The organism is Deinococcus cellulosilyticus NBRC 106333 = KACC 11606, from assembly GCF_007990775.1.
GTDB classification, from domain to species: domain Bacteria; phylum Deinococcota; class Deinococci; order Deinococcales; family Deinococcaceae; genus Deinococcus_C; species Deinococcus_C cellulosilyticus.
On record NZ_BJXB01000022.1, the window covers coordinates 73619 to 94653 of the forward strand.

27 protein-coding genes are annotated in these 21035 nt (G+C 56.7%); 4 read left to right on the forward strand and 23 right to left on the reverse strand.

From position 1 onward, the window contains the following. Positions 1 to 15: 15 nt before the first annotated feature. The 6 genes from DC3_RS20785 to DC3_RS20810 all read right to left on the reverse strand — a co-directional run bounded on the left by DC3_RS20785 (position 16) and on the right by DC3_RS20810 (position 5432). On the reverse strand, positions 16 to 426 hold the full coding sequence (locus DC3_RS20785; RefSeq protein WP_146887797.1) for a cupin domain-containing protein: 411 nt from the start codon (positions 424 to 426) through the stop codon (positions 16 to 18). A 117-nt stretch (positions 427 to 543) separates the two neighbouring features. Beyond that, positions 544 to 1776 (reverse strand): beta-ketoacyl-ACP synthase II, encoded by a 1233-nt coding sequence (gene fabF / locus DC3_RS20790; protein ID WP_281292569.1) that lies wholly within the window; start codon positions 1774 to 1776, stop codon positions 544 to 546. 200 nt (positions 1777 to 1976) lie between these two features. Continuing rightward, positions 1977 to 3146 carry a mechanosensitive ion channel family protein gene (locus DC3_RS20795; protein ID WP_146887799.1) on the reverse strand — a complete coding sequence of 390 codons (1170 nt, stop codon included), beginning with the start codon at positions 3144 to 3146 and terminating at the stop codon, positions 1977 to 1979. 90 nt (positions 3147 to 3236) lie between these two features. Then, positions 3237 to 4235, reverse strand: coding sequence for a phosphate acyltransferase PlsX (gene plsX / locus DC3_RS20800; protein WP_246130760.1), 999 nt, complete (start codon positions 4233 to 4235; stop codon positions 3237 to 3239). 190 nt (positions 4236 to 4425) lie between these two features. Then, positions 4426 to 5010: a LabA-like NYN domain-containing protein gene (locus DC3_RS20805; protein WP_146887803.1), complete on the reverse strand. Its 585-nt coding sequence runs from the start codon at positions 5008 to 5010 to the stop codon at positions 4426 to 4428. Between the two features lie 104 nt (positions 5011 to 5114). Beyond that, positions 5115 to 5432 (reverse strand): DUF309 domain-containing protein, encoded by a 318-nt coding sequence (locus DC3_RS20810; RefSeq protein ID WP_146887805.1) that lies wholly within the window; start codon positions 5430 to 5432, stop codon positions 5115 to 5117. A 93-nt stretch (positions 5433 to 5525) separates the two neighbouring features. On the opposite strand from DC3_RS20810, the gene trxA reads away from it, so the two are divergent. Continuing rightward, entirely contained in the window at positions 5526 to 5858 is a 333-nt protein-coding gene (trxA, locus tag DC3_RS20815) for a thioredoxin (protein WP_146887807.1), read from the forward strand. 56 nt (positions 5859 to 5914) lie between these two features. Here trxA and DC3_RS20820 read toward each other — a convergent pair whose 3' ends face one another. Beyond that, positions 5915 to 6457, reverse strand: coding sequence for an RBBP9/YdeN family alpha/beta hydrolase (locus tag DC3_RS20820; RefSeq protein WP_146887809.1), 543 nt, complete (start codon positions 6455 to 6457; stop codon positions 5915 to 5917). Between the two features lie 45 nt (positions 6458 to 6502). Continuing rightward, positions 6503 to 7552, reverse strand: coding sequence for a LacI family DNA-binding transcriptional regulator (locus DC3_RS20825; RefSeq protein ID WP_146887811.1), 1050 nt, complete (start codon positions 7550 to 7552; stop codon positions 6503 to 6505). A 350-nt stretch (positions 7553 to 7902) separates the two neighbouring features. Here DC3_RS20825 and DC3_RS20830 point away from each other — a divergent pair, with 350 nt between their 5' ends. After that, positions 7903 to 10128, forward strand: coding sequence for a discoidin domain-containing protein (locus tag DC3_RS20830; RefSeq protein WP_146887813.1), 2226 nt, complete (start codon positions 7903 to 7905; stop codon positions 10126 to 10128). A 248-nt stretch (positions 10129 to 10376) separates the two neighbouring features. On the opposite strand, the gene DC3_RS20835 is transcribed toward DC3_RS20830, so the two are convergent. Continuing rightward, positions 10377 to 11588 (reverse strand): trans-sulfuration enzyme family protein, encoded by a 1212-nt coding sequence (locus DC3_RS20835; RefSeq protein WP_146887815.1) that lies wholly within the window; start codon positions 11586 to 11588, stop codon positions 10377 to 10379. Positions 11589 to 11720: 132 nt separating this feature from the next. On the opposite strand from DC3_RS20835, the gene DC3_RS20840 reads away from it, so the two are divergent. Together DC3_RS20840 and ilvA are read left to right on the forward strand one after the other, a co-directional pair. After that, positions 11721 to 12179: an Lrp/AsnC family transcriptional regulator gene (locus DC3_RS20840; RefSeq protein WP_146887817.1), complete on the forward strand. Its 459-nt coding sequence runs from the start codon at positions 11721 to 11723 to the stop codon at positions 12177 to 12179. A gap of 186 nt (positions 12180 to 12365) precedes the next feature. Next, positions 12366 to 13406, forward strand: a complete 1041-nt coding sequence (ilvA, locus tag DC3_RS20845; RefSeq protein ID WP_246130761.1) for a threonine ammonia-lyase, biosynthetic — start codon at positions 12366 to 12368, stop codon at positions 13404 to 13406. Between the two features lie 60 nt (positions 13407 to 13466). Here the strand turns inward: ilvA and rplQ are convergent, their stop codons facing one another. The 14 genes from rplQ to rplF form a co-directional block, all read right to left on the reverse strand. Continuing rightward, a complete protein-coding gene (gene rplQ / locus DC3_RS20850) occupies positions 13467 to 13817 on the reverse strand; it encodes a 50S ribosomal protein L17 (RefSeq protein ID WP_146887819.1) in 351 nt (116 codons plus the stop codon). A 10-nt stretch (positions 13818 to 13827) separates the two neighbouring features. Further along, entirely contained in the window at positions 13828 to 14817 is a 990-nt protein-coding gene (locus DC3_RS20855; RefSeq protein WP_146887821.1) for a DNA-directed RNA polymerase subunit alpha, read from the reverse strand. 11 nt (positions 14818 to 14828) lie between these two features. Then, complete coding sequence (gene rpsD, locus DC3_RS20860) at positions 14829 to 15443, reverse strand: 30S ribosomal protein S4 (RefSeq protein WP_146887822.1); 615 nt, start codon at positions 15441 to 15443, stop codon at positions 14829 to 14831. A gap of 5 nt (positions 15444 to 15448) precedes the next feature. Further along, positions 15449 to 15844: a 30S ribosomal protein S11 gene (gene rpsK / locus DC3_RS20865; protein ID WP_034341375.1), complete on the reverse strand. Its 396-nt coding sequence runs from the start codon at positions 15842 to 15844 to the stop codon at positions 15449 to 15451. Positions 15845 to 15856: 12 nt separating this feature from the next. After that, complete coding sequence (gene rpsM / locus DC3_RS20870; protein WP_146887824.1) at positions 15857 to 16237, reverse strand: 30S ribosomal protein S13; 381 nt, start codon at positions 16235 to 16237, stop codon at positions 15857 to 15859. A gap of 8 nt (positions 16238 to 16245) precedes the next feature. Continuing rightward, positions 16246 to 16359, reverse strand: coding sequence for a 50S ribosomal protein L36 (gene rpmJ / locus DC3_RS20875; protein WP_034341378.1), 114 nt, complete (start codon positions 16357 to 16359; stop codon positions 16246 to 16248). A gap of 162 nt (positions 16360 to 16521) precedes the next feature. Further along, positions 16522 to 16764 (reverse strand): translation initiation factor IF-1, encoded by a 243-nt coding sequence (gene infA, locus DC3_RS20880; RefSeq protein ID WP_146887880.1) that lies wholly within the window; start codon positions 16762 to 16764, stop codon positions 16522 to 16524. A gap of 151 nt (positions 16765 to 16915) precedes the next feature. Further along, on the reverse strand, positions 16916 to 17485 hold the full coding sequence (locus DC3_RS20885; RefSeq protein WP_146887826.1) for an adenylate kinase: 570 nt from the start codon (positions 17483 to 17485) through the stop codon (positions 16916 to 16918). Between the two features lie 231 nt (positions 17486 to 17716). Then, positions 17717 to 19042, reverse strand: coding sequence for a preprotein translocase subunit SecY (gene secY / locus DC3_RS20890; RefSeq protein WP_146887828.1), 1326 nt, complete (start codon positions 19040 to 19042; stop codon positions 17717 to 17719). Beyond that, entirely contained in the window at positions 19042 to 19485 is a 444-nt protein-coding gene (gene rplO / locus DC3_RS20895) for a 50S ribosomal protein L15 (protein WP_034341383.1), read from the reverse strand. Before rplO ends, secY begins: the two co-directional genes overlap by 1 nt. After that, positions 19482 to 19649 (reverse strand): 50S ribosomal protein L30, encoded by a 168-nt coding sequence (gene rpmD, locus DC3_RS20900; RefSeq protein ID WP_146887830.1) that lies wholly within the window; start codon positions 19647 to 19649, stop codon positions 19482 to 19484. The genes rplO and rpmD overlap by 4 nt, the downstream gene beginning before the upstream one ends. Further along, positions 19646 to 20146, reverse strand: coding sequence for a 30S ribosomal protein S5 (rpsE, locus tag DC3_RS20905; protein WP_034341456.1), 501 nt, complete (start codon positions 20144 to 20146; stop codon positions 19646 to 19648). The genes rpmD and rpsE overlap by 4 nt, the downstream gene beginning before the upstream one ends. Further along, the gene (gene rplR, locus DC3_RS20910) at positions 20136 to 20477 is read right to left on the reverse strand and encodes a 50S ribosomal protein L18 (protein ID WP_146887834.1); all 342 of its coding nucleotides are present in this window, start codon (positions 20475 to 20477) and stop codon (positions 20136 to 20138) included. Before rplR ends, rpsE begins: the two co-directional genes overlap by 11 nt. Further along, complete coding sequence (gene rplF / locus DC3_RS20915; protein WP_146887836.1) at positions 20477 to 21034, reverse strand: 50S ribosomal protein L6; 558 nt, start codon at positions 21032 to 21034, stop codon at positions 20477 to 20479. Before rplF ends, rplR begins: the two co-directional genes overlap by 1 nt. Between the last annotated feature and the right edge of the window lies 1 nt (position 21035).

The following is a 21035-nucleotide window of genomic DNA, read 5'->3' on the forward strand; positions in this document are numbered from 1 at the left end:
ATTTTGCCATCAAGGTCAGAGGTGAACAGCGTCCAGGTCAGGCAGGAGGGTGACGCTCTCCTGCTCGTTGGGGTCGGTGCGGGCCAGAAGGGCCACTGCTTCTTCGGTCTGGCTCATGTTGTAGGGCAGGTGGGGCATGTTGGCTGGAATGTACAGGTAGTCTCCTGCACGCACCACCAGGTGGTCTTTGAGGCCTTCTCCATACCACATGCCCACTTCACCTTTCAGCATGTAGATGGCCGTTTCATGTTCCTGGTGCAGGTGGGCTTTTGCTTTTGCCCCCGGAGGAAAGGTGTTGAGGTGCATGCAGAGGCCCTGTGATCCTGTGCTCTGCGTGGAGATGCCCATCTGGTAATCAAGGCCCTGTTTGCCTCTGTACTGCTCATCGGAGCGGACCACTTTGCAGGTCAGTAAAGTGCTTTCCATGGCAAGTCCTTTCCAGCAGCCTGAATGCTGCTGTATACAATCTGGATTACTGTATTCATACCATAAAAAAACCGCCCAAGTGGGCGGTTAAAAAGATTAACTTTGTGTACTTCCAACTCAAACGTAACGTTTGAAAACCAGCACTGCATTCTGTCCACCAAACGCAAAGGAGTTGGACATGGCGTACTCCACCTGCTGCTCCCGGGCCTGGTTGGGGATGTAATCCAGATCCAGCTCGGGATCAGGGTCCTCGTAATTGATGGTGGGGGGAAGCACTCCAAATTTGAGGGCCTGGGCACAGGCAATGGCTTCCACGGCCCCTGCGGCCCCCAGCAGGTGTCCAGTCTGGGATTTGGTGCTGCTCACGGCAAGCTTGCAGGCATGATCTCCAAACACAGACTTGAGGGCCTGCGTTTCTGCCAGATCGTTGGCGGGGGTGGAGGTCCCGTGGGCATTCACATACCCGATCTGCTCGGGTTCCACACCGGCACTTTTCAGGGCACGGCGCATGGCCAGAGCTGCACCACGGCCCTCAGGAGCAGGCATGGTCATGTGGTAGGCATCAGCACTGGTGCCGTAGCCCACAACCTCTGCATAGATGCGTGCACCGCGCTTCAGGGCATGCTCCAGTTCTTCCAGAATCAGGATGCCTGAGCCTTCCCCCATGACGAATCCATCTCTGGAGGCGGTAAAAGGACGGCTTGCCTTCTGGGGCTCATCGTTGCGGGTGGACAGGGCCTTCATGCTGGCAAATCCGCCCATGGACATTCCAGTGATGGCAGCTTCTGCTCCTCCTGTCACCATGATGTCTGCCTCACCACGCTGAATGATGCGGAAAGCATCACCAATGGCACCACTTCCCGTGGCACAGGCGGTCACCACAGTGCTGCTTGGACCCATCAGGCCATAGCGCATGGCCACCTGCCCGGAAGCCATGTTGGCAATCATGGTGGGAATGAAGAAAGGCGAAATCCGGTTTGGACCCTTGGTGACGAAGGTCACCGCTGCCTCCTGATAGGACTCCAGGCCACCAATGCCACTGCCAATCAGGGAACCAGCGTGCTCGCCTGCCACATCTTCTTCTTTCAGACCTGCATCTTCCAGGGCCAGTGCAGCACCCACCATCGCCATCTTGACGAAGCGGTCCATGCGTTTGGCCTCTTTGGGATCAATCCAGCGGGAGAAGTCCAGGTGAACCTCGCCAGCAATTCTGCTGTTGATCACGCTGGCATCAAAATAGGTCAGTGGTCCCACGCCACTTTTGCCAGAGTGCTGTCCTTCCAGGAAAGCCTCGGCTCCCACACCAATGGGAGTGACTGGACCCACCCCTGTCATCACAACTCGTTTCACGTCGTGCCTCCTCTAAAAGAGTGTGTCTTCGCACTAAACACAAATTATATCCTGCATCACAGCAAAATGACCGGATTGGACCAGGTTCAACTTCTGCGCCTCACAGAAGCCAGCAGAATCCTGTGCAGGAAGACAGCCAGCCATGAAAGCTGGCCATCCTTCAGACAACACAAAAGATTAGCACAGGACGCTGCATCCACCTAGCTGTTCTTGTCTGTATCCTGTCCGGTCTCTGGGCGTTTTTTCAGGTCTGCTGGAGCTTCTGAAGCTGGGGCCTGCTTGAACTCGACCACCAGAGGTTCCCCTCCCCAGTTGACGGTCTTCCTGGAGGCAGGAATCATGATCTGCGCCTCGTCCATGGCCCGCTTGATGCGGCGGTTGAACTCACGGCCCAGTGCCCACTGGGATTTGGGAAGCACCTTGAAAAGGGCGCGGATGTTCACCGAATCCATGTTGAGGGCGGTGATCCCCTGCACTTCTGGCGCTTCCAGAAAGTGATCTTTCCACTCGGCTTCCTCATAGAGTTCCCCGGCGACTTTCTTGATGACCTCAATGGCCCTGTCAAGATCTGCGTCGTAGCCCACACTGACGTTGGCCACAAAACGGCTCCACTCTTTGGACTGCACGCTCACGGTCTGGATCTGGCCGTTGGGAATGATGTGCACCGTGCCATCCAGCGCACGCAGGTGGGTCACCCGCAAATTCAGCTTCTCCACACCGCCAGACAGGTTGGGGTTGTTGTTCACGATGATGGAATCATCCACCCCATACTGGTCTTCGAGCAGGATGAAAAACCCGGTGAAGATGTCCTTGATCAGGGCCTGTGCCCCGAAGGACACCGCCAGACCCAGCACCGATACCGAAGCCAACAGGGCACTGGAACGGATGCCCAGGTTGTCGAGCACCATCACAAAAGCCAGAATCACGATGATCACTGTTGCCGTGCTGCGCAAAACCCCGGTCAGTGTTCGAACACGCACCGTTCTGCGGCTGAATTCATTGCCAGGAACGATGCGCTCTGCAAGCTGATTCACAACTTTCAGAGCAATGTAACTCAGGAGGATCACTGCAACAATGCGACCAATCACCTGGGTGAACCAGGCCACCACTTCATTGCCCTGCTGGTAAAACGCAGCAAGATGCTCCATCCTGAGCGTATAAATGCCCACCACCACAGCCATGTAGATGATGGCAACAAGCCAGCCCAGTCGAATGAAACGGAACAGTCGAAGGTCCTGTGCCCCGACTGCCCGCTCAGCGTACACTTCCGCAAACCTGAGTGCTTTTGAGCCCATCAGCCACATGCCGTAAAGCACAGCAAGTCTGAGCACCAGTGCAATGATCATTGAAGGTTGCAAAAAATCCCACATGGTATTCAGGCTAACAAATCACCTTAAGAATTCTGTGCGTCAGCAACAAGAAAGCTTAATCAGGGATTGCCCGATTGCAGAGGCAGGCATTCACCCACTTGCAGGACTTGAAAAAGATTTAAGCCTGCCCAGCACATCCTTCTGGTAGGCTTCATGGGCCACCCGCACAGCATTCTTAACCGCTTTGACATCCCCACTGCCGTGCCCGATGAACACCAGGCCCTGCACGCCCAGCAGCACACTGGCCCCATATTCACTGGGGTCCACACGGTCTGCAATTTTCCTGAGGGCAGGTCGGGCCAGCATGGCCCCAATTTTGGACACAAGCGTGCTCATCAGGGCCTCCTTGATCCAGCCCATCAGTACTTTTGCCTCGCCCTCGGCAGTCTTGAGGACGACATTGCCCGTGAAACCATCGGTCACGATGATGTCTGTGGTGCCCTTGAAGATGTCCTTGCCTTCCACATTGCCGTAGAAGTTGATCTCCGGGGTCTGTTTCAGCAGGGGATGGGCTTCGAGCACCAGGGCACTGCCCTTGTGTTCCTCTTCTCCAATGGACAGCAGCCCAACGCTGGGTCTGGGTCTGTTGTGCACCGCCTGATAATAGGCCGAGGCCAGCACAGCCCACTGCTGCAGATAGGGCGCTTTGATGTCCGCATTTGCACCCACATCCAACAGGGCACAAAAGCCCTTCTGGGAGGGCATGTAGGCCATGATGGCTGGACGGTCCACCCCTTTGATGCGGCCCAGGGTAAAGAGCGCACTGGCCATGGTGGCCCCACTGTGCCCCATCGACACTGCAGCTCCGGCTTTGCCTTCTTTCACCAGGCGGGTGCACACGTTGATGCTGGCTTCAGGTCTGCGCCGCACATCCGAGGCATGCTCATCCATGGTGATGAAATCCGCCGTGTGGTGAACCTGAACGTTCGGGTTCTGGGGGTACTTCTTCAGTTCTGCCTGCACCTGGGCTTCATCGCCCACCAGCAGAACAGGTATTCCAAGCTGGGCGGCCTCAACGGCCCCGGCCACCACCACACCGGGTCCGAAGTCACTGCCCATGGCATCTAGCGCAATTGGTAAGGTCTCCATCCGAAAGAGCATTATAAACCTTCAGGGTGTGCAGAAAACTGAACTTGGGTAAAGGGCAGAAGGCAGAAGGCAGAAAGCAGAAGGCTTACGTGGCTTTAGCGGATGCCATGCTTGCCTTCTGCCTTTGGCTTTCTGCCTTCTGCAAAAAGAAAAGCAGGGTCTCCCCTGCCTGATCAGATCCTTGCTTTGTTCAGAACTCTTCGGAATCGTCAGAGTCGCTCGAGGGCATGTAGTAGGGCTTGGTTTCGGTGCGCATTTCGCTGGGGAGGCGGTAACCGGGACGTTCCACAGAGGTGCGGATGTCTTTGAGGTCGATGTATTCGTCTGCAGCATTGCGCAGTTCGTAGCTGGTCATCTCGGGGATGCTGGCCACAATCACGCGCTTGCCTTTGAAGCGCAGCACTTCACAGGGACGCTCGAAGTCGCCGTCTCCGGTGAGCAGGATGGCGGTGTCGTAGAGGTCGGTGGTCGCCAGCAGGTCGGTGACAATCTCGATGTCGAGGTTGGCCCGGCGGTGGGTTTCACCGGTTTCGCTGTCGGTGATTTCACGCAGGGGTTTGGTGCGCACGGTGTATCCCATGTAGGTCAGGGCGTCGATGAAACGCTTCTGCTTGTCGTCCATGGGGTAGGGCACAGCGGTGTAGTAGAAGGCATTGTAAAGACGACCTTTTTCCGCAAAATACTCCAATATCTTGCGATGATCGAAATTCCAACCCAAACGTTTTGCAGCGGCGTACACGTTCGCGCCGTCGATGAACAGAGCCACTCGTTCCATAGGTCCACTCCTTGAGGTCAATCAATAAAATTTTGTTTCCCGGCTTTCACACGGTACTCCCCAGTATACGGTTTCTCACTTCTCAGAGTAAAGCGAATTTGCCCTCAATCCAGCGGAATTTCAGGTGTCACTTCAGGATCGCTCAAGGCCTGCCACACTGTTTCCTTAAGCGAACACAGGTTGATTCCCTCAAAAAGACAGGGGATTTCATTCAGATGACGCTGGGCTTTATGAAAGTTGCGGTGCGTCAAACTGCCGTGCACCCAGCGTTTGTGCATTGCTGCAGCAAAGAGGATCAGCACAGAAAGGGCTTTTCGGTCATCTCCAGTGGCCTGCATCCAGAGTTCTTCCCAGGCCTCGTGCGCCTCCCAGTACTGGCGGGCGTTGAACAGCAGGATGCCTTTTTTCAGCCTTTCTTGCATGCTTCGATCATAACACGTACAAGATCTGCACTTTAAATTTTAAAGTATAACTTATCTCCCAATCTCCAGCACGCAAAAGCGTAGAATACGGTCATGGGCAAGGCACAAGAAATCACCGACCAAAATTTTGACAGCACCATTCAGGAAGGGCTCACCCTCGTGGACTTCTGGGCTCCCTGGTGCGGACCCTGCCGCATGGTTGCTCCTGTGATCGAAGAACTCGCTGGCGATTACGAAGGCCAGGTCAAAGTCACCAAACTGAACGTGGACGACAACCAGGCCACCGCCATGAAATTCCGCGTCATGAGCATCCCCACCGTGATCCTCTTCAAAGACGGCCAACCCGTCGAAGTGACCGTTGGCGCACGGGGCAAACCCCACTTCAAGCAGGTCATTGAGAAACACCTTGATACTGTCAAGAACTGAACCCAGAGTTCAGAAGAAAAGAAGCGGATTGATCCGCTTCTTTTTTGTTTAGAGGGTCATTTCACCTGAACAATTTCCAGAAGATGCTGGTAAATGGCATACCCCTCATCCCACAACCCCAGACCTGAGGCGCTGTTGATGTGTCCCTTTGAACCCACATTGATGAAAGCTGCACCCCAGGCCTGTGCCATCTCCTGTGAGCGTTCAATGGTGGCATAAGGATCATCGGTGCTGGCCACGACCACTGCCCTGAACGGCAAGGGCTCCAGATGCATTGGAGTGAAGGACTTCACCTCTTCCGGCGTGTCCTTCCGGGCCAGATCGGGTGGAGCCACCATCAGGACGGCAACCACAGGATGGTTGATCACGCAGCATCCCCAGTGGGCCATGGCCTGACAGCCCAGACTGTGGGCAAGGATCACCGTGGGCTCTTCCGACTGGCCAATCACCTCATCCAGACGGGAGGTCCAATTGCGCAGGTCAGGCCGCTCCCAGTTGTCCTGTTCGATGCGCTGAAATCCATGCATTTTTTCCCACAGGGTCTGCCAGTGTTCAGGGCCGCTTGATCCCCATCCGGGGAGGGTCAACACTCGGGTCATGCCCCGATTAAATCCTTTTTGGGCTCCGGAAATCAACCTTTACCATCAACTTCTGTCGCGCGGTGAGGTCGTGGATTCCCGTTGAATCAGCTCCGTTGGAAAAGGACCGGGAACTTCAGGATTCTGGCCTTCTGCCAGAGACACCAGCATCTGGACTGCCACCTCTCCCATCTGCTGCAGGGGTTGCCGTACAGTGGTCAGACCCGGGCGGGAGGCGGCAGCAATGGGCAGGTCATCGAATCCCACCACAGACAGATCCCGGGGCACTTCCATGCCGAGATCCTGGGCCATGTGGATTGCACCCAGAGCCATGGCATCCCCCGAAACAAAAAGGGCCGTGGGCGGCTCAGGGAGGGTCAACAGACGCTGCGTGGCCTGCTCTCCACTGACTTTGGTGTAGTTGCCATGCTGAATGTAGCCTTGTGGGATCTGCAGTCCGGCAGCAGCCATGCTTTCCAGATAGCCCCTGTAACGTTCATCGGCATCGTTGCGGTCATGGAGGCCGGGCACAAAAGGACCTTCTGGACGACGCCCTTCATCTGCCAGACCACTGATGAAACCAATGCGGGTGTGACCGAGCGAGATCAGGTGCTGCATCGCCTGACATGCCCCTCCGTAATTGTCCACCGTCAGTGGCCTGTCTCCGGGGCCGTCCACACTGACCACATGGGCAGGCAGATCGGTGTGTTTCCAGCGTCCATCCCTCGAAGGCTGAATCAGGAGGGCTCCGGTGGAGAGGCGCGTCATCATGGAGAGGTCTGAAGTGCCACTTTCCACCAGCATCATCACCACCAGATCGTAATTCAGCGCTTCGGCGGCTCTGGCGGCACCCTGCACCACCTCTGAGGCGTAAGGCTTGTTCAGTTGCGGGGTGAACACACTGATCATGCGGGAACGGCCTCCTGCAAGGGCACGGGCCATGGGGTTGGCCCGGTATCCAGTGGCTTTGATGGACTCCAGCACCTTCTCCCGGGTGGCAGGCCGCACATTGGTCTTGCCGTTGATCACATTCGATACAGTCATGGGAGAGACACCCGCGTGTCTGGCGACATCGTCAAGGGTCACCGGAGCGGAATCTGTAGGCAGTAGGGTCATGGCTGGAGCAACCTCATCATTTCAAATCTCCCAGGAAGGTGCAATCAGGCAAATTGTAGCGGTATACCTCTTGCATTTTCAGAATTTTAGCGCTACATTACAACAGTATACAGACAATTTCGCTGTTCGTTGCTTTGTCGTTCCACCATGCTGACGACGAACATCTTTCTGCATTCCCTGTAGAAGCTCTGCGCCGACTGGCACAGGGTTGGATTCCAATTCTGCTCAGCAGGTCCAGCCTGCCTGAGAAGGTGACCCATTGTTCAAACCGTTGCTCCACTGGCTGTGTCAGGGGAAGGCCGACCCCTGGCCTCTCGTTCTCATCCCAAAAGTTTTTTCTGGAGGTTTTGATGCGCAAGTACACCCTTCTTTTCACTGGACTTCTCGCCGCCCTGAGCAGTTGCGGCACCCAGGTTGGTTCTCCTGGCAGCAACGCTCCCTCTGCAACAGTGGTCAAGCAGGCCGTCTGCGACCCTGCCAACATCGCCCTGAACAAATCGGCCCTGACCTCCTCCTCTGAATGGGGAGGCAACCTTGCCACTGCAGCAGCCCAGGCTTTCGACGGCAACACTGGAACACGCTGGTCCAGCGCCCACTCCGATCCCCAGTGGATTCAGGTGGACCTGGGCAGCATTCAGAGCCTCTGTGAAATCACCCTGCAATGGGAAACCGCATATGGCAGGGCTTTCCGCATCGAAGTGTCAGACACCGGCACCGGAGGCTGGACCCAGATCTACTCCACCACCACCAGCACAGGTGGCACCCAGGTGATCCCTGTCACTGGCTCAGGCCGTTACGTGCGCCTGACTGGAACCCAGCGGGCCACCCAGTGGGGCTACTCCCTGTGGGAATTCGGGATCAAAAAAGTGGGAACCGACATCTTCACCACGGACACCCCGGATTTTGGCCCCAACGTTAAAATTTTCAACGATGCCGACTCTGATGCCACGATTCAGGCTGCACTGGACAGCGCTTTCACTCCACATGTGAAAAGTGCCTCGGCCCAGTTCGGAGAACAGCGCTTCGCTTTCCTGTTCAAACCCGGCACCTACAACGTGTGGGCCAACGTGGGCTACTACACCCACCTGGCAGGGCTGGGCCTCAACCCTGACGATGTGACCATCACACGCAACATCAATGTGGACAGCGGCTGGAACTACGGAGATGAATCCAACGCCACCCAGAACTTCTGGCGCACTGTGGAAAACCTCGCTGTGCTGCCCGAAGGGGGAAGCACACGCTGGGCCGTTTCACAGGCTGCACCCATGCGCCGCGTCCACATCCGGGGCAACATGGCCCTTGGTCCTTCCAACATGGACTGGGGACAGGGCTATGCCAGCGGAGGCTACCTCGCAGACAGCAGGGTGGATGGTCAGATCATCTCCGGCTCCCAGCAGCAGTGGTACACCCGGGACAGCAGCATCGGCAGCTGGAATGGTGCCGTCTGGAACATGGTGTTCTCTGGCGTAAACGGTGCACCTGCCCAGACCTTCCCCAACCCACCCCACACCACCCTGGCCACCACCCCCGTCACCCGCGAGAAGCCCTACCTGTACATCATGCCTGATGGCAAGTACCGGGTCTTCCTGCCCTCCATGCGCACCAACTCTGCAGGAGCCACCTGGCCCAACACCCCTGGCACCTCCCTCCCCATGAGCCAGTTCTATGTGGCCAAACCTGGCGACAGTGCAGCCAAACTCAATCAGGCCCTTGCGCAAAACCTCAACCTGTTCTTCACCCCTGGGGTCTACCGCCTCAACCAGACCCTCAAAGTCACCCGTGCGAACACTGTGGTGATGGGCATTGGCCTGGCCACCCTGATCCCTGAAAACGGCATCACCGCCATGGAGGTCAGTGACGTGGACGGGGTTCGCATTGCAGACCTGCTGTTTGATGCTGGCACCACCAACTCCCCTGTCCTGCTGCAGGTGGGACCCACAGGCTCGTCTGTCAACCACTCGGCCAACCCCATCACTGTGCAGGATGTGTACTTCCGCATTGGGGGGGCTGTTGCCGGTAAAGCCACCACCAGCCTGGTGGTCAATGCCCACAACACCATCCTGGACCATATCTGGGCATGGCGTGGAGATCACGGTGCAGGCATCGGCTGGAACAGCAACACCGCCGATCACGGGGTGATCGTCAACGGCAACAATGTGCTTGCCACGGGCCTCTTCGTGGAGCACTACCAGAAACATCAGGTGATCTGGAACGGGCAGGGAGGCAAAACCATCTTCTTCCAGAATGAAATGCCCTACGACGTGCCCAACCAGAGCGTCTGGACCAGCGGAAATGGCAATGGCTACGCCGCCTACAAGGTCGCCAACTCCGTGACCACCCACGAAGCCTGGGGATTTGGTGTGTACTGCTTCTTCAACATCGGAGGCACCAACACCAACATCAATGCGGCCAGAGGCATCGAAGTGCCCAATGTCGCAGGGGTGAAGATGCGCCACATGCTGACAGTCTCTCTGGGCAACAACGGCAGCATCACCAATGTCATCAACAACACGGGGGCTGCAGTGCCCCTCCCCAACACCAACACTGTGCCCAGCTATGTGGTCAGTTACAACTGAAGGATCATGAGACCTGAACCAGAGATCAGGCTGAACAAGCAAAGTTCACAGTAGACAGTTCACAGTAGACAGCAAAACCAAAACAGCAAAAGCGACTGAATTGAAGCCATCATCTTTCATCCAGTCGCTTTTGCTGTTTGAACCATTTGACTGAGCCGCTCTGGACGAGCAGAACTGAGTTGAGATCAAGAGAAAACACATCTTGAACCCTCTCACTGTGAACTGAAAACTGTGAAATGAAGTCTTCCCTAAATGCTGCTGCCCAGAAAACTCAATTCCCGCTGGTCCTCACCTTTCACCTGTCTGAGGGCCTGTTCCAGATCGGCAATCAGGTCATCTGCATCCTCAATCCCGATGGACAGGCGCACCAGACCATCTGTCACACCCACAGCTTTTTTCGCTTCCTCTGGCATGGGAGAATGGGTGGTGCTGGCAGGATGGCAGGCCAGAGATTCCACATCCCCCAGTGACACTGCCTGGGTGAAGAGTTTCAGGCTGTCCAGGAAACGGGCACACGCGGCAAAACCACCATCAAGCTCAATGGCAAGCACCCCCCCTGCAGACTTCAGGTAACGTCTGGCCTGTTCATGGCTGGGATGGGAGCGCAGCCCTGCATAATGGACAGCCCTGACTGCAGGGTGTCCCTGCAGGTATTCAGCCACCTTCTGGGCATTTCTGGCATGGGCGTCCATGCGGATGGGGAGGGTTTTGATCCCCCGCATCAGCAGGAAAGCCTCAAAGGGTCCCAGGGCTCCTCCCAGATGCCTGAGCCCTTCAAAACGGACCATGTGCATCAGGTCTGCTTTGCCTGCCACCACACCAGCAATCAGGTCTCCGTGCCCGGAAAGGTACTTGGTTGCAGAGTGCACCACCACATCCGCTCCATGTTCCAGAGGACGGAACAGGTACGGGGTCGGGAAGGTGTTGTCCACCACCACCAGGGCACCCACAGCCCTTGCCAGATTCACCACTTTTTCCACATCCCAGACTTTCAGGGTGGGGTTGGTGACGGGCTCGAAAAAGACCATCTTGACCCTGTCTGACAGAACGTTCTGCAGGGCATCAAGATCGTGACAGCGGTGAATGGTCACTCCAAATTTGGTCAGGATCTCCTGAAAAAAGCCATCTGTTCCCCCATAAATCGGGTCCAGAAAGGCCATCTCGTCGCCACTTTTCAGCACGGTGACCATCAGGGCACTGATGGCCGCCATCCCACTGCTGAAAGCCACAGCGTCTTCTGCACCCTCCAGGGCAGCCAGTTTGACCTCCAGTGCCCGGGTGGTGGGGTTGGAAATGCGCGTGTAAATGTAGCCTTCTTTTTCCCCGGCAAAAAGCGCCCTTCCCTGCTCTGCATCAAAATAGGTGAAGGTGCTGGTCTGGTAGATGGGTGTGGCGTGCGCACCGGTCTGGGGGTCAGCTCCCCCACCCGCATGCACAGCTTTGGTGTTGAAGCCTGACATGTGGACTCCTTTCGAGAGAAGGAAAATTCAGCTTTTGTGTACACCCATTTTAGCTTTCTCTTTACTCTCAGGGAATGACAGCAGCAGGGCAGAATCCCGGAAACACTTTGGAAATTGTGCCAGAATCTGAGCATGCCTTTGGAAAACAAAAATCTGGATGAAACCGCCTGGAAACTGCTGGAACTCCTGCAGCAAGACGCCCGCATGAGCTACAAGGATCTCGCCAGACATGTGGGCCTCACCCCTCCAGCTGTGGCAGAGCGTCTCAAAAAGCTGGAAGATGCAGGCATCATCCGGGGATACACGGCAGATCTGGACCTTGCCGCACTGGGTCGGCCTCTTGTGGGGTTCATCCGCCTCAGTGCCACAGGCGACAAATTCCCCTTTCTGGACCACATCACTGAGAACATCCCCGAATCGCTGGAATTCCACCGCATCACAGGCGGAGACAGTTACATGCTGAAGGTGGCCGTCAGAGACATGGCCCATCTGGAAAGCGTGCTGGACAGACTCTCCCCTTATTGCACCCCCACCACTTCACTGGTGATTTCCTCTCCCCTGCCCACCCGCATTGTCCGGCCCCTCCCCTGAGACCCTCAGACCACATTTTGCAGACAGGCCCCTCCATCTTCCAGAAGACAATGTGCTACAGTCTGGTTATGTTCGTGGTACGAATTATTCGCCAGCCCGGGGGACTCCTCGGGTAGGCTGTCGTATCCCTACCCCGACCCCCAGCAAGTTCTGCTGGGGGTTTTTCTTTTTGCTCTGGAGGCAATCATGATGACAGGCACACAGATGACGGCAGAGGAAAACACAGACACAGCAGCATTCATGGAGCAGGTCCTGCGGACCCACGTGTACAACCTGGCCATTGAAACCCCCCTGCAGGAAGCCCGGACTCTCAGCAGGCACCTGAACAACCGCATCCTGTTCAAACGTGAAGACCACCAGCCCATCTACTCCTTCAAACTGCGTGGAGCCTGTCAGAAGATCAGCAGCCTGTCTGATGAGGAAAAGGCCAGAGGCATCATCACAGTGTCTGCAGGAAACCATGCCCAGGGGGTGGCTTACACTGCACACCATCTGGGCCTCAGGGCTGTGGTGGTCATGCCCGAAATTGCTCCACAGATCAAAGTGGAGTCTGTCAGAGACTGGGGATCAGAAGTGATCCTGTATGGCCAGAATGTCACCGAAGCAGAGCAGCACGCTCGCAAACTGCAACAAGAACAGAACCTGACTTTCGTGCATCCCTATGATGATCCCCTGGTGATCGCTGGACAGGCCACGGTGGGTCTCGAACTTCTCCGTCAGGCTCCCGCAGAACCGTACACCGTCTTCATCCCTGTGGGCGGAGGGGGCCTGATCGCTGGAATCGCCACGGTCCTGAAAGCCATCCGCCCGGACATCAGGGTGGTCGGTGTTGAACCTGAAAATGCCGACGCCATGATCCAGAGCATCCAGGCTGGTCAGCAGGTCAGGCTTGAGCATCTCGACACCTTTGTGGACGCTGTGGCCGTCAAACAGGCAGGCTTCCATCCCTTCACACTGGCGCAGAAGCACGTCGATGACTGGGTGACGGTCAGCAACCATGAGGTCTGCCTCGCCATCCGGGACATCTACAACGACACCCGCACCTTCATGGAACCCGGAGGAGCACTGGGCACCGCAGGAATGAAAAAATACGTGCAGGAAAAGGGCCTCACCGGGCAGACCCTGATCACCATCACCAGTGGAGCCAACGCAGACTTTGACCGCATTCGGGAGGTGGCCCAGAGGCTTTTTGAGGGGCAGAAGCCTGTGGGAAGGGTGCTGCTGTAGATTCCCACAAAGCAAAACCCCTCCTCCCGAAGGAAGAGGGGTTGTTGTTTGCTTCTGAACTCAGATCAGTTCGATCAGAGCGACAGGAGCGGAATCACCGCGACGCACACCAACGCGCAGAATGCGGGTGTAACCACCGTTCTGGTTGGCGTACTTGGGGGCGATTTCGCCGAGCAGTTTGCGCACCACTTCTTTGTCGTTGATGTCGCTGCTGATCACACGACGGGCGTGCAGGTCGTTGCCTTTGGCAACGGTGATCAGGTGCTCAACGAAGGGGCGCAGCTCTTTGGCTTTGGCTACTGTGGTCTGAATGCGGCCTTCGCGCAGCAGGGCAGTCGCCTGGGCGCGAGCCAGGGCGGTACGTGCGCTGCTGTTACGGTTCAGTTTGCGGCCAGCTCTACCGTGACGCATGTCTTACTCCTTATTCCTTCAAGCTCAGTCCGTGCAGGGCGAGCTGTTGCTTTATCTCATCGAGTGAACGCTCCCCGATGCCAGGGACCTTTTTGAGGTCTCTGTCCGAAAGGGCGCACAGGGCATCCACGGAATCAATCCCTTCCTCTTTGAGGGAGTGCAGAACCCTGGTGGTCAGGCCCAGGCCGTCGAGGGTCACTCGGGGCTGGAGCTGCTCGGGGAACGGCTCGGGGTTGATGTTCACGCTGGTGATGATGGGCGTTTCCGGGTACACCGTGGTGGCAGGCACCGTGGGGATGCTGGTCACAACAGTGGGGCTGGGGGTGGTTTCTACAGTGTCACTGAAGACAGTGAGTTCATTCCGCAGGATCTCCACGGCTTTGTCCAGGGCCATTTTGGGGTCGATGGAGCCGTCCGTCCAGACGCGAATGATCAGGCGGTCCAGGTCGGTCTGCTGTCCCACACGGGTGTCTTCCACGTGGTAGGCAACGCGCTTCACGGGGGTGAAGATGGCGTCGACAGGGATGGAGTTGATGCGGTCCTTGATGGCATGCTTGTCCGCAGGGACGTAGCCTTCGCCTTCTTCAACGCGCACTTCCATCACCAGTTTGCCGCCCTCTGCGAGGGTGGCAATGACCTGGTCGCGGTTCACAATTTCCGCGTCCATGGGAACTTCAAAGTCAGCAGCGGTGACCACCTTCGGACCCTGAGCGCGCAGTGTGAGCGTCTTGGGACCGGGAGCGTGGAATTTCACCACCAGTTCTTTGAGGTTCAGGATGATCTGGATGACGTCCTCAGTGACGCCTGGAATCGTGGAGAATTCATGCAGGACATCTTCGATGTACACGCTGGTGACCGCCGTACCTGGAATGGACGACAGCAGGATGCGGCGAAGGGGATTTCCGATGGTTACGCCATAACCACGTTTGAGTGGCTCCAGGGTAAACTCACCGTAGTTCCCGTCAAGGCGTGCTTTAAGCTGCGGTTTTTTGTTCTCCACGTAAACCTCCGTTAACGTGAGTAGTACTCGATGATGAAGTTCTCGTTAATGGGCAGGGCCAGATCTTCACGGGCAGGCAGGCGCAGGAATTGACCTTTGCCAGCTTCAGCGTCCAGGGAGAGCCAGGGGCTGCCTTTGCGTTTCTTGGCCAGTTCCAGGTTTTCCTGAATGAAGCCAATGGACTTGCTGCGCTCGGCAACGGAGATTTCGTCGCCAGCTTTGACACGGTAGGAAGCAATGTCCACGCGCTTGCCGTTCACGAAGATGTGACCGTGACCCACGAACTGGCGGGCCTGGCGGCGGGTGGAGGCGAGGCCCATGCGGAACACCACATTGTCCAGGCGGCTTTCGAGCAGCTGAAGGAACACGGTGCCGGTCACGCCGGGAACGTTGGAAGCTTCCTCAAACAGGTTGCGGAATTGCTTCTCGTTCACGCCGTACAGACGGGCGAGTTTCTGTTTTTCACGCAGACGGACCCCGTAGTCGGAGGTCTTGCTGCGGCGGGCGCCGTGCTGTCCTGGAGGACGGGGACGACGATCAAGGTACTTCTGGACTTTTTCGGTCTCAGCCAGGTTGACGCCTTCGCGACGGCTGAGTTTAACAACTGGACCACGGTAACGACCCATCTAACTCACATCCTCTTTTTCTTGGGCAGGCGGCAGCCGTTGTGGGGAACGGGAGAGTCATCCATGATGGATTTGACATCGATGCCGCTGGCTTGGATGGCGCGGATGGCCTGTTCACGGCCAGATCCGGTGCCACGCACGACGACTTCCACCTGGCTCATGTTGAAGGTGCTCTGCGCCTTCTTCACAGCGTCGGCGGCGGCCAGTTGAGCAGCGTAAGGGGTGCCCTTTTTGCTGCCTTTGTAGCCGATGGTGCCACCCGAGGACCATGCGAGAGAGTTGCCGTCCATGTCAGTGATGGTGACGATGGTGTTGTTGTAGGAAGCGTGGATGTAAGCACGGCCGTGAGGAATGTTACGGCGGGTACGCTTGGTTCTGGTGTTGGTCTTAGCTTTAGCCATTTCAATTCACCCTTACTTCCGCGCGGCTTTCTTCTTACCAGCAACGGTCTTACGGGGACCTTTACGGGTACGGGCGTTGGTCTTGGTACGCTGACCACGCACAGGAAGGCCACGGCGGTGACGGAGGCCACGGTAGGCACCGATGTCCATCAGACGCTTGATGTTCTGACCGATTTCGCTCTTGAGGTCACCTTCGACCTTGTAGGTCTTCTCGATGTCTTCACGGAGCTTGGCGATTTCTGCTTCGGTCAGGTTCTTCACGCGGGTGTCGGGGTTGACGCCAGTGCGTCCCAGAACTTCGCGGGAACGGGTGAGACCAATGCCGAAAATGTAGGTGAGCGCAATTTCAACGCGCTTTTCACGTGGGATATCAACACCTGCAATACGAGCCATGATTCACCTTACCCTTGACGCTGCTTGTGCTTGACGTTTTCGCAGATCACGAAAACGCGGCCGTGGCGACGAATGACTTTGCATTTGTCGCACATCTTCTTGACGGAAGTCTGAACCTTCATGTCTTTCTCCTTCGCGCCGCCTCCTGCAGTTCTCACTTGACCGTTCCGTGGGCAAAACCCAACTTTTCTGAACGAAGTGAAAGTGCCTCAGCTGGCGCTCCACCCCTCTTGCTCTGGGAGCAAGAGAGATATCACTTCATGGCTTCACAGCCAGTTAGTGACTTACTTGCGGTATACGATGCGGCCCCGAGTGGGGTCGTAAGGCGAAATTTCGAGGACGACCCGATCTCCAGGCAGAATGCGGATGTAGTGAATTCTCATTTTTCCGCTGATGTAAGCCAGGATTTCGTGTCCGGAATCGAGTTGAACTTTGAACGTGGTGTTCGGCAGGGCTTCGGTGATCACACCCTCTGCACGAATGGTGTCGTCTTGCTTCTTCTCGCTTTTTCCTCGATTTTCTTTAATTGGTCTTTTCGCCACGCGTCCTCCGGGTCATCGGGTCTTGTCTTTACAGCCTTGCACGTCTTTCGCACGTTAAAAAGGCTTGTAAAAAACAAGCCAAAGAAAAGAGTACCATCAAACCTGTTTTTTTACAAGGGGTACTGCGCCTTAATCGTTACTCCACAGCCTGCACAATGCGCTGGTAGACGTCATCCAGACCACCAATGCCATCCACACGTTTCAGAACACCACGGGCAGCATAATAGTCCACCAGGGGTTTGGTGTTGGTGTGGTAGACCTCCTGGCGGGCCCGGGCGGTCTCTTCGGTGTCGTCAGAGCGCCCTGAGGTCTTCCCTCTCTCCACGATGCGAGCAATCAGTTCTTCATCGGGGACTTCCAGCAGGGGAACCGCATGGATGGGGGCACCGAGTTCTTCGAGCAGCATGTCGAGGCCTTCGGCCTGGGCACGGGTTCTGGGGAACCCATCAAAGATCACCCGGATTTTTTCCATGCTGGCAAGTTTGTCGCGAATCAGAGCAATCAGGATGGGATCAGGCACCAGCTGACCTGCTGCAAGAATGGGAGCCACCTGCTGCCCCAGTTCGGTCTGGCGGGCCACATGGTCCCGCAGAATGTCTCCGGTGGAAATTTGCAGCAGGTCCTGTTCAGCGGCCAGGCGAGCTGCCTGGGTTCCCTTCCCTGCCCCGGGAGGTCCCAGGAAAATCAGCACTTTGTTGGACTTCATATCTCTCCTCCCAGTGATTTGAAGAGCACGTCACAACCCTTCATTCACTTCAATAGGCCCTATTCTAACGTGCAGAGTGTTCTGTCTTTTCACGGATGATCATACGGGAAGAATGCAACCTGTAACTCTCTGCGTTGTGACACCCTGTTCACGCCCAGCAGACAAGGGCAGGATGTCCTGATAAAAGAAAGAGAACCCCGTAAGGTTCTCTTTTCATTCCACATGACTTGTTTACAGCCTTCCCCGCAGGCGCCCTTTGGAAATGAATCCATCGTAGCTGCGCAGGGTGAGCTGGGCTTCCACCTGTTTCAGGGTGTCAAGTGCCACACCCACCAGAATGAGCAAACCCGTTCCTGAGAAGGCAAACAGTGTGCTTCCACTGATCCCGGAGACGGCTTGCATCACTTGAGGCACCAGCACCAGGAAACCCAGGAAAATGGCTCCCCACAGGGTGATGCGGGTGGAGATGAAGTTCAGGTACTCTGCTGTGGCCACACCTGGACGCACACTGGGAATAAAGCCACCGCTTTCACGGAGGTTCTCAGCAATGCGTTTGGGGTCAAACTGGATGCTGTTGTAAAGGAAGGTGAAACCAATCACCAGCAACACGTCCAGAGCGATCCCGGTGGGTGAGGTCAGAGAGAACCAGCGTTGCAGGAAAGTCACCAATTCAGGGTTGCTGGTGGCAAAACTGGTCTCCAGAACCTGCACAATGGTCATCACGGCACTTGCGAAGATCACAGGGATCACACCGGCACCGTTCAGTTTGATGGGCAGGTAGGTCTGCTGCTTGGCGTACTGCTTCCCCCCAATCTCCTTACGGGCATACTGGATGGGAATCCTTCGTTCGGCTTGCAACACCAGAACAATTCCGATCACTGTTGCCAGAATGACCAGGAAGAACGCCACGATGCCCAGCAGAGAGACCGCCTCGTTCTGATAGAGGTCAATGATCTGGGAGATCGCCGTGGGAAAACTGGCAGCAATCCCGGCAAAGATGATCATGCTGACCCCGTTACCGATTCCCACTTCGGTGATGCGCTCACCAATCCAGAGGGTAAACGCAATGCCTGCCACCTGGGTCAGGACCACATTGATCCTGAACATCCACCCAGGTTCCCAGCCAGAGGCCAGAAAGCGTCCGCTTTCAGCCTCTCCCACCAGAATGGCGAAAAACAGGGCCTGAATGGCACCCAGCCCAATGGCTCCATAACGGGTGTACTGGGCAATGGCTTTGCGCCCCTCCTCCCCTTCCTTCTGGAGTTTTTCCAGGGCAGGGATGGAGGTGGTCAGGATCTGCATGATGATGCTGGATGTGATGTAAGGCAGCACACCCAGTGCAAAAATACTGAATTGTGCGAGGTTCCCACCCGAGATGTTGCTGATCAAGCTCAACAGGCCGCCAGCACTGCCGGCAGCCTGTGAGATGCTTGTGGGATCGACCCCTGGCGTGGGAATGGCACTTCCCAGTCGGTAGATCGCCAGCAACAGCAAGGTATAGAGGAACTTCCGCTGCAATTCAGGAATGCGAAATGCGTCGCGGAAGGCCCGAAGCATTACTCCTCCTCGGGGAGGATGACTTTTCCGCCAGCGGCTTCAATTTTGGCAATGGCGCTCTGGGAAGCAGCGTCCACGTGCAGGGTATAGGCACCCGTGACTTCGCCAGCAGCCAGCAGTTTGATGGGACGGTTGCCGTTGCGCACCAGACCGCTGATGATGAAGTCTTCGAACTGCACGGTGCTGCCAGCCTCGAAACGCTCGAGGTCACGCAGATTGACCAGGGCGTACTCGATGCCCTCGTGGCTGAAACCACGCTTGGGCAGGCGGCTCAGCAGGCTGCTGCGTCCACCTTCGAAGAAGTGGCCTTTGCCTGCTCCACTGCGGCTCTTCTGGCCTTTGTGGCCACGACCGCTGGTTTTGTCGGTTCCACCAGGACCACGACCAACGCGTTTGCGGTCTTTGCGGCTGCCGGGGGTGGGTTTGAGGTCGCTCAGTTTCATTCCTGAACCTCCAGGAGGAATTTCACCTTGTTGACCATGCCTTTGACAGCATCGGTGTTGGGCACTTCGCGCTCGTCACCGATTTTTTTCAGGCCGAGAGCCTTCACGGTTGCGATCTGGTCACCAGGTCGCCCGATGGTGCTACGAACGAGTTTGATCTTCATTGTGCGCCTCCGCGCAGTTCTTCGACCTGCTTCTTGGTCTTCAGGCTCTTGAGACCATCGAACACGGCGTAAGCCACGTTGATCTGGTTTCTGGAACCGAGTTCCTTGGAGAGCAGGTTGGTGATGCCAGCGAGTTCAGCAATGGCACGGGGCACGGAGCCGGCGATCACACCGGTACCGGGGCCTGCGGGCTTCAGGATCACGCGGCTGGTGGTGCTGGCACCCACGATGTCGTGAGGAATGGTGCCGTTTTCCACAGGAACCTGGATCATGTTCTTGCGAGCAACTGCTTTGGCTTTCTCGATGGCGACAGGCACTTCTTTGGCCTTGCCGATGCCCATCCCGACGCGACCGTTGCGGTCACCGATGACGACGAGAGCAGCGAAGCGGAAACGGCGACCACCCTGGTAGGTCTTGGCGGTGCGGTTGACGCTGATCATCTTTTCTTCGAATTCACCGGTTTCGCGTTCGCGGTTGTTGTTACGATTAAAACTCAAGGCCACCCTCCCTTGCAGCGTCGGCCAGGGCTTTCACGCGGCCATGGTATTTGTAGCTACCACGGTCAAAAACCACTTGCTTGACGCCTTTGGCAAGCGCAGCTTCAGCGAGGGCTTTGCCCACAGCAGCAGCAGCGTCGGTTTTGGTGCCTTCCACGTTCAGGGCCTTGGAGGCCACCTGGGCGAGGGTCACACCGTTCTTGTCATCGATGATTTGCGCGTAGATGTACTTGCTGGAGCGGAACACGCTCAGGCGCGGACGATCAGAGACCTGCTTGATCTTGGCGCGGTTGGAGTACTTACGGCGCAGGGTACGATCTAATGCGGGCATTATTTCTTACCTTTCCCGCCGGTGGCGCCTGCCTTACCGGCTTTGAGCGCGATCTGTTCGCCAGCGTAACGCACACCTTTGCCGTGGTAAACGTCGGGTTTACGCACTTTGCGCAGGTTGGCAGCGGTCTGACCGACCAGTTGCTTGTCGATGCCAGTGATGGAGAGCTTGGTGGGCTCGGGCACTGCGAAAGTGATCCCGGCTGGGGGCTCCATGACCACGGGGTGGCTGTAACCGATGGTCAGCTCAATGTTTTTACCGGCCAGTTTGGCACGGTAACCCACACCTTTGAGCTCCATGTTGATGGTGTAGCCTTCGCTCACACCTTTCACGGCGTTGGCGACCAGGGTGCGGGTCAGGCCGTGCAGGGCGCGGTGGCGGGGCTGGTCGGTGGGACGGGTGACGTTGATGGTGCTGCCGTCCACGGCCACGGTGAGCTCACTGTTGAAAGGAACAGTCAGTTCGCCTTTGGGGCCTTTGACTTTGAATTCACCGTTCTGGACGCTCACTTGCACGCCAGAGGGAACGGTGATGGGTTGTTTACCAATTCGGGACATG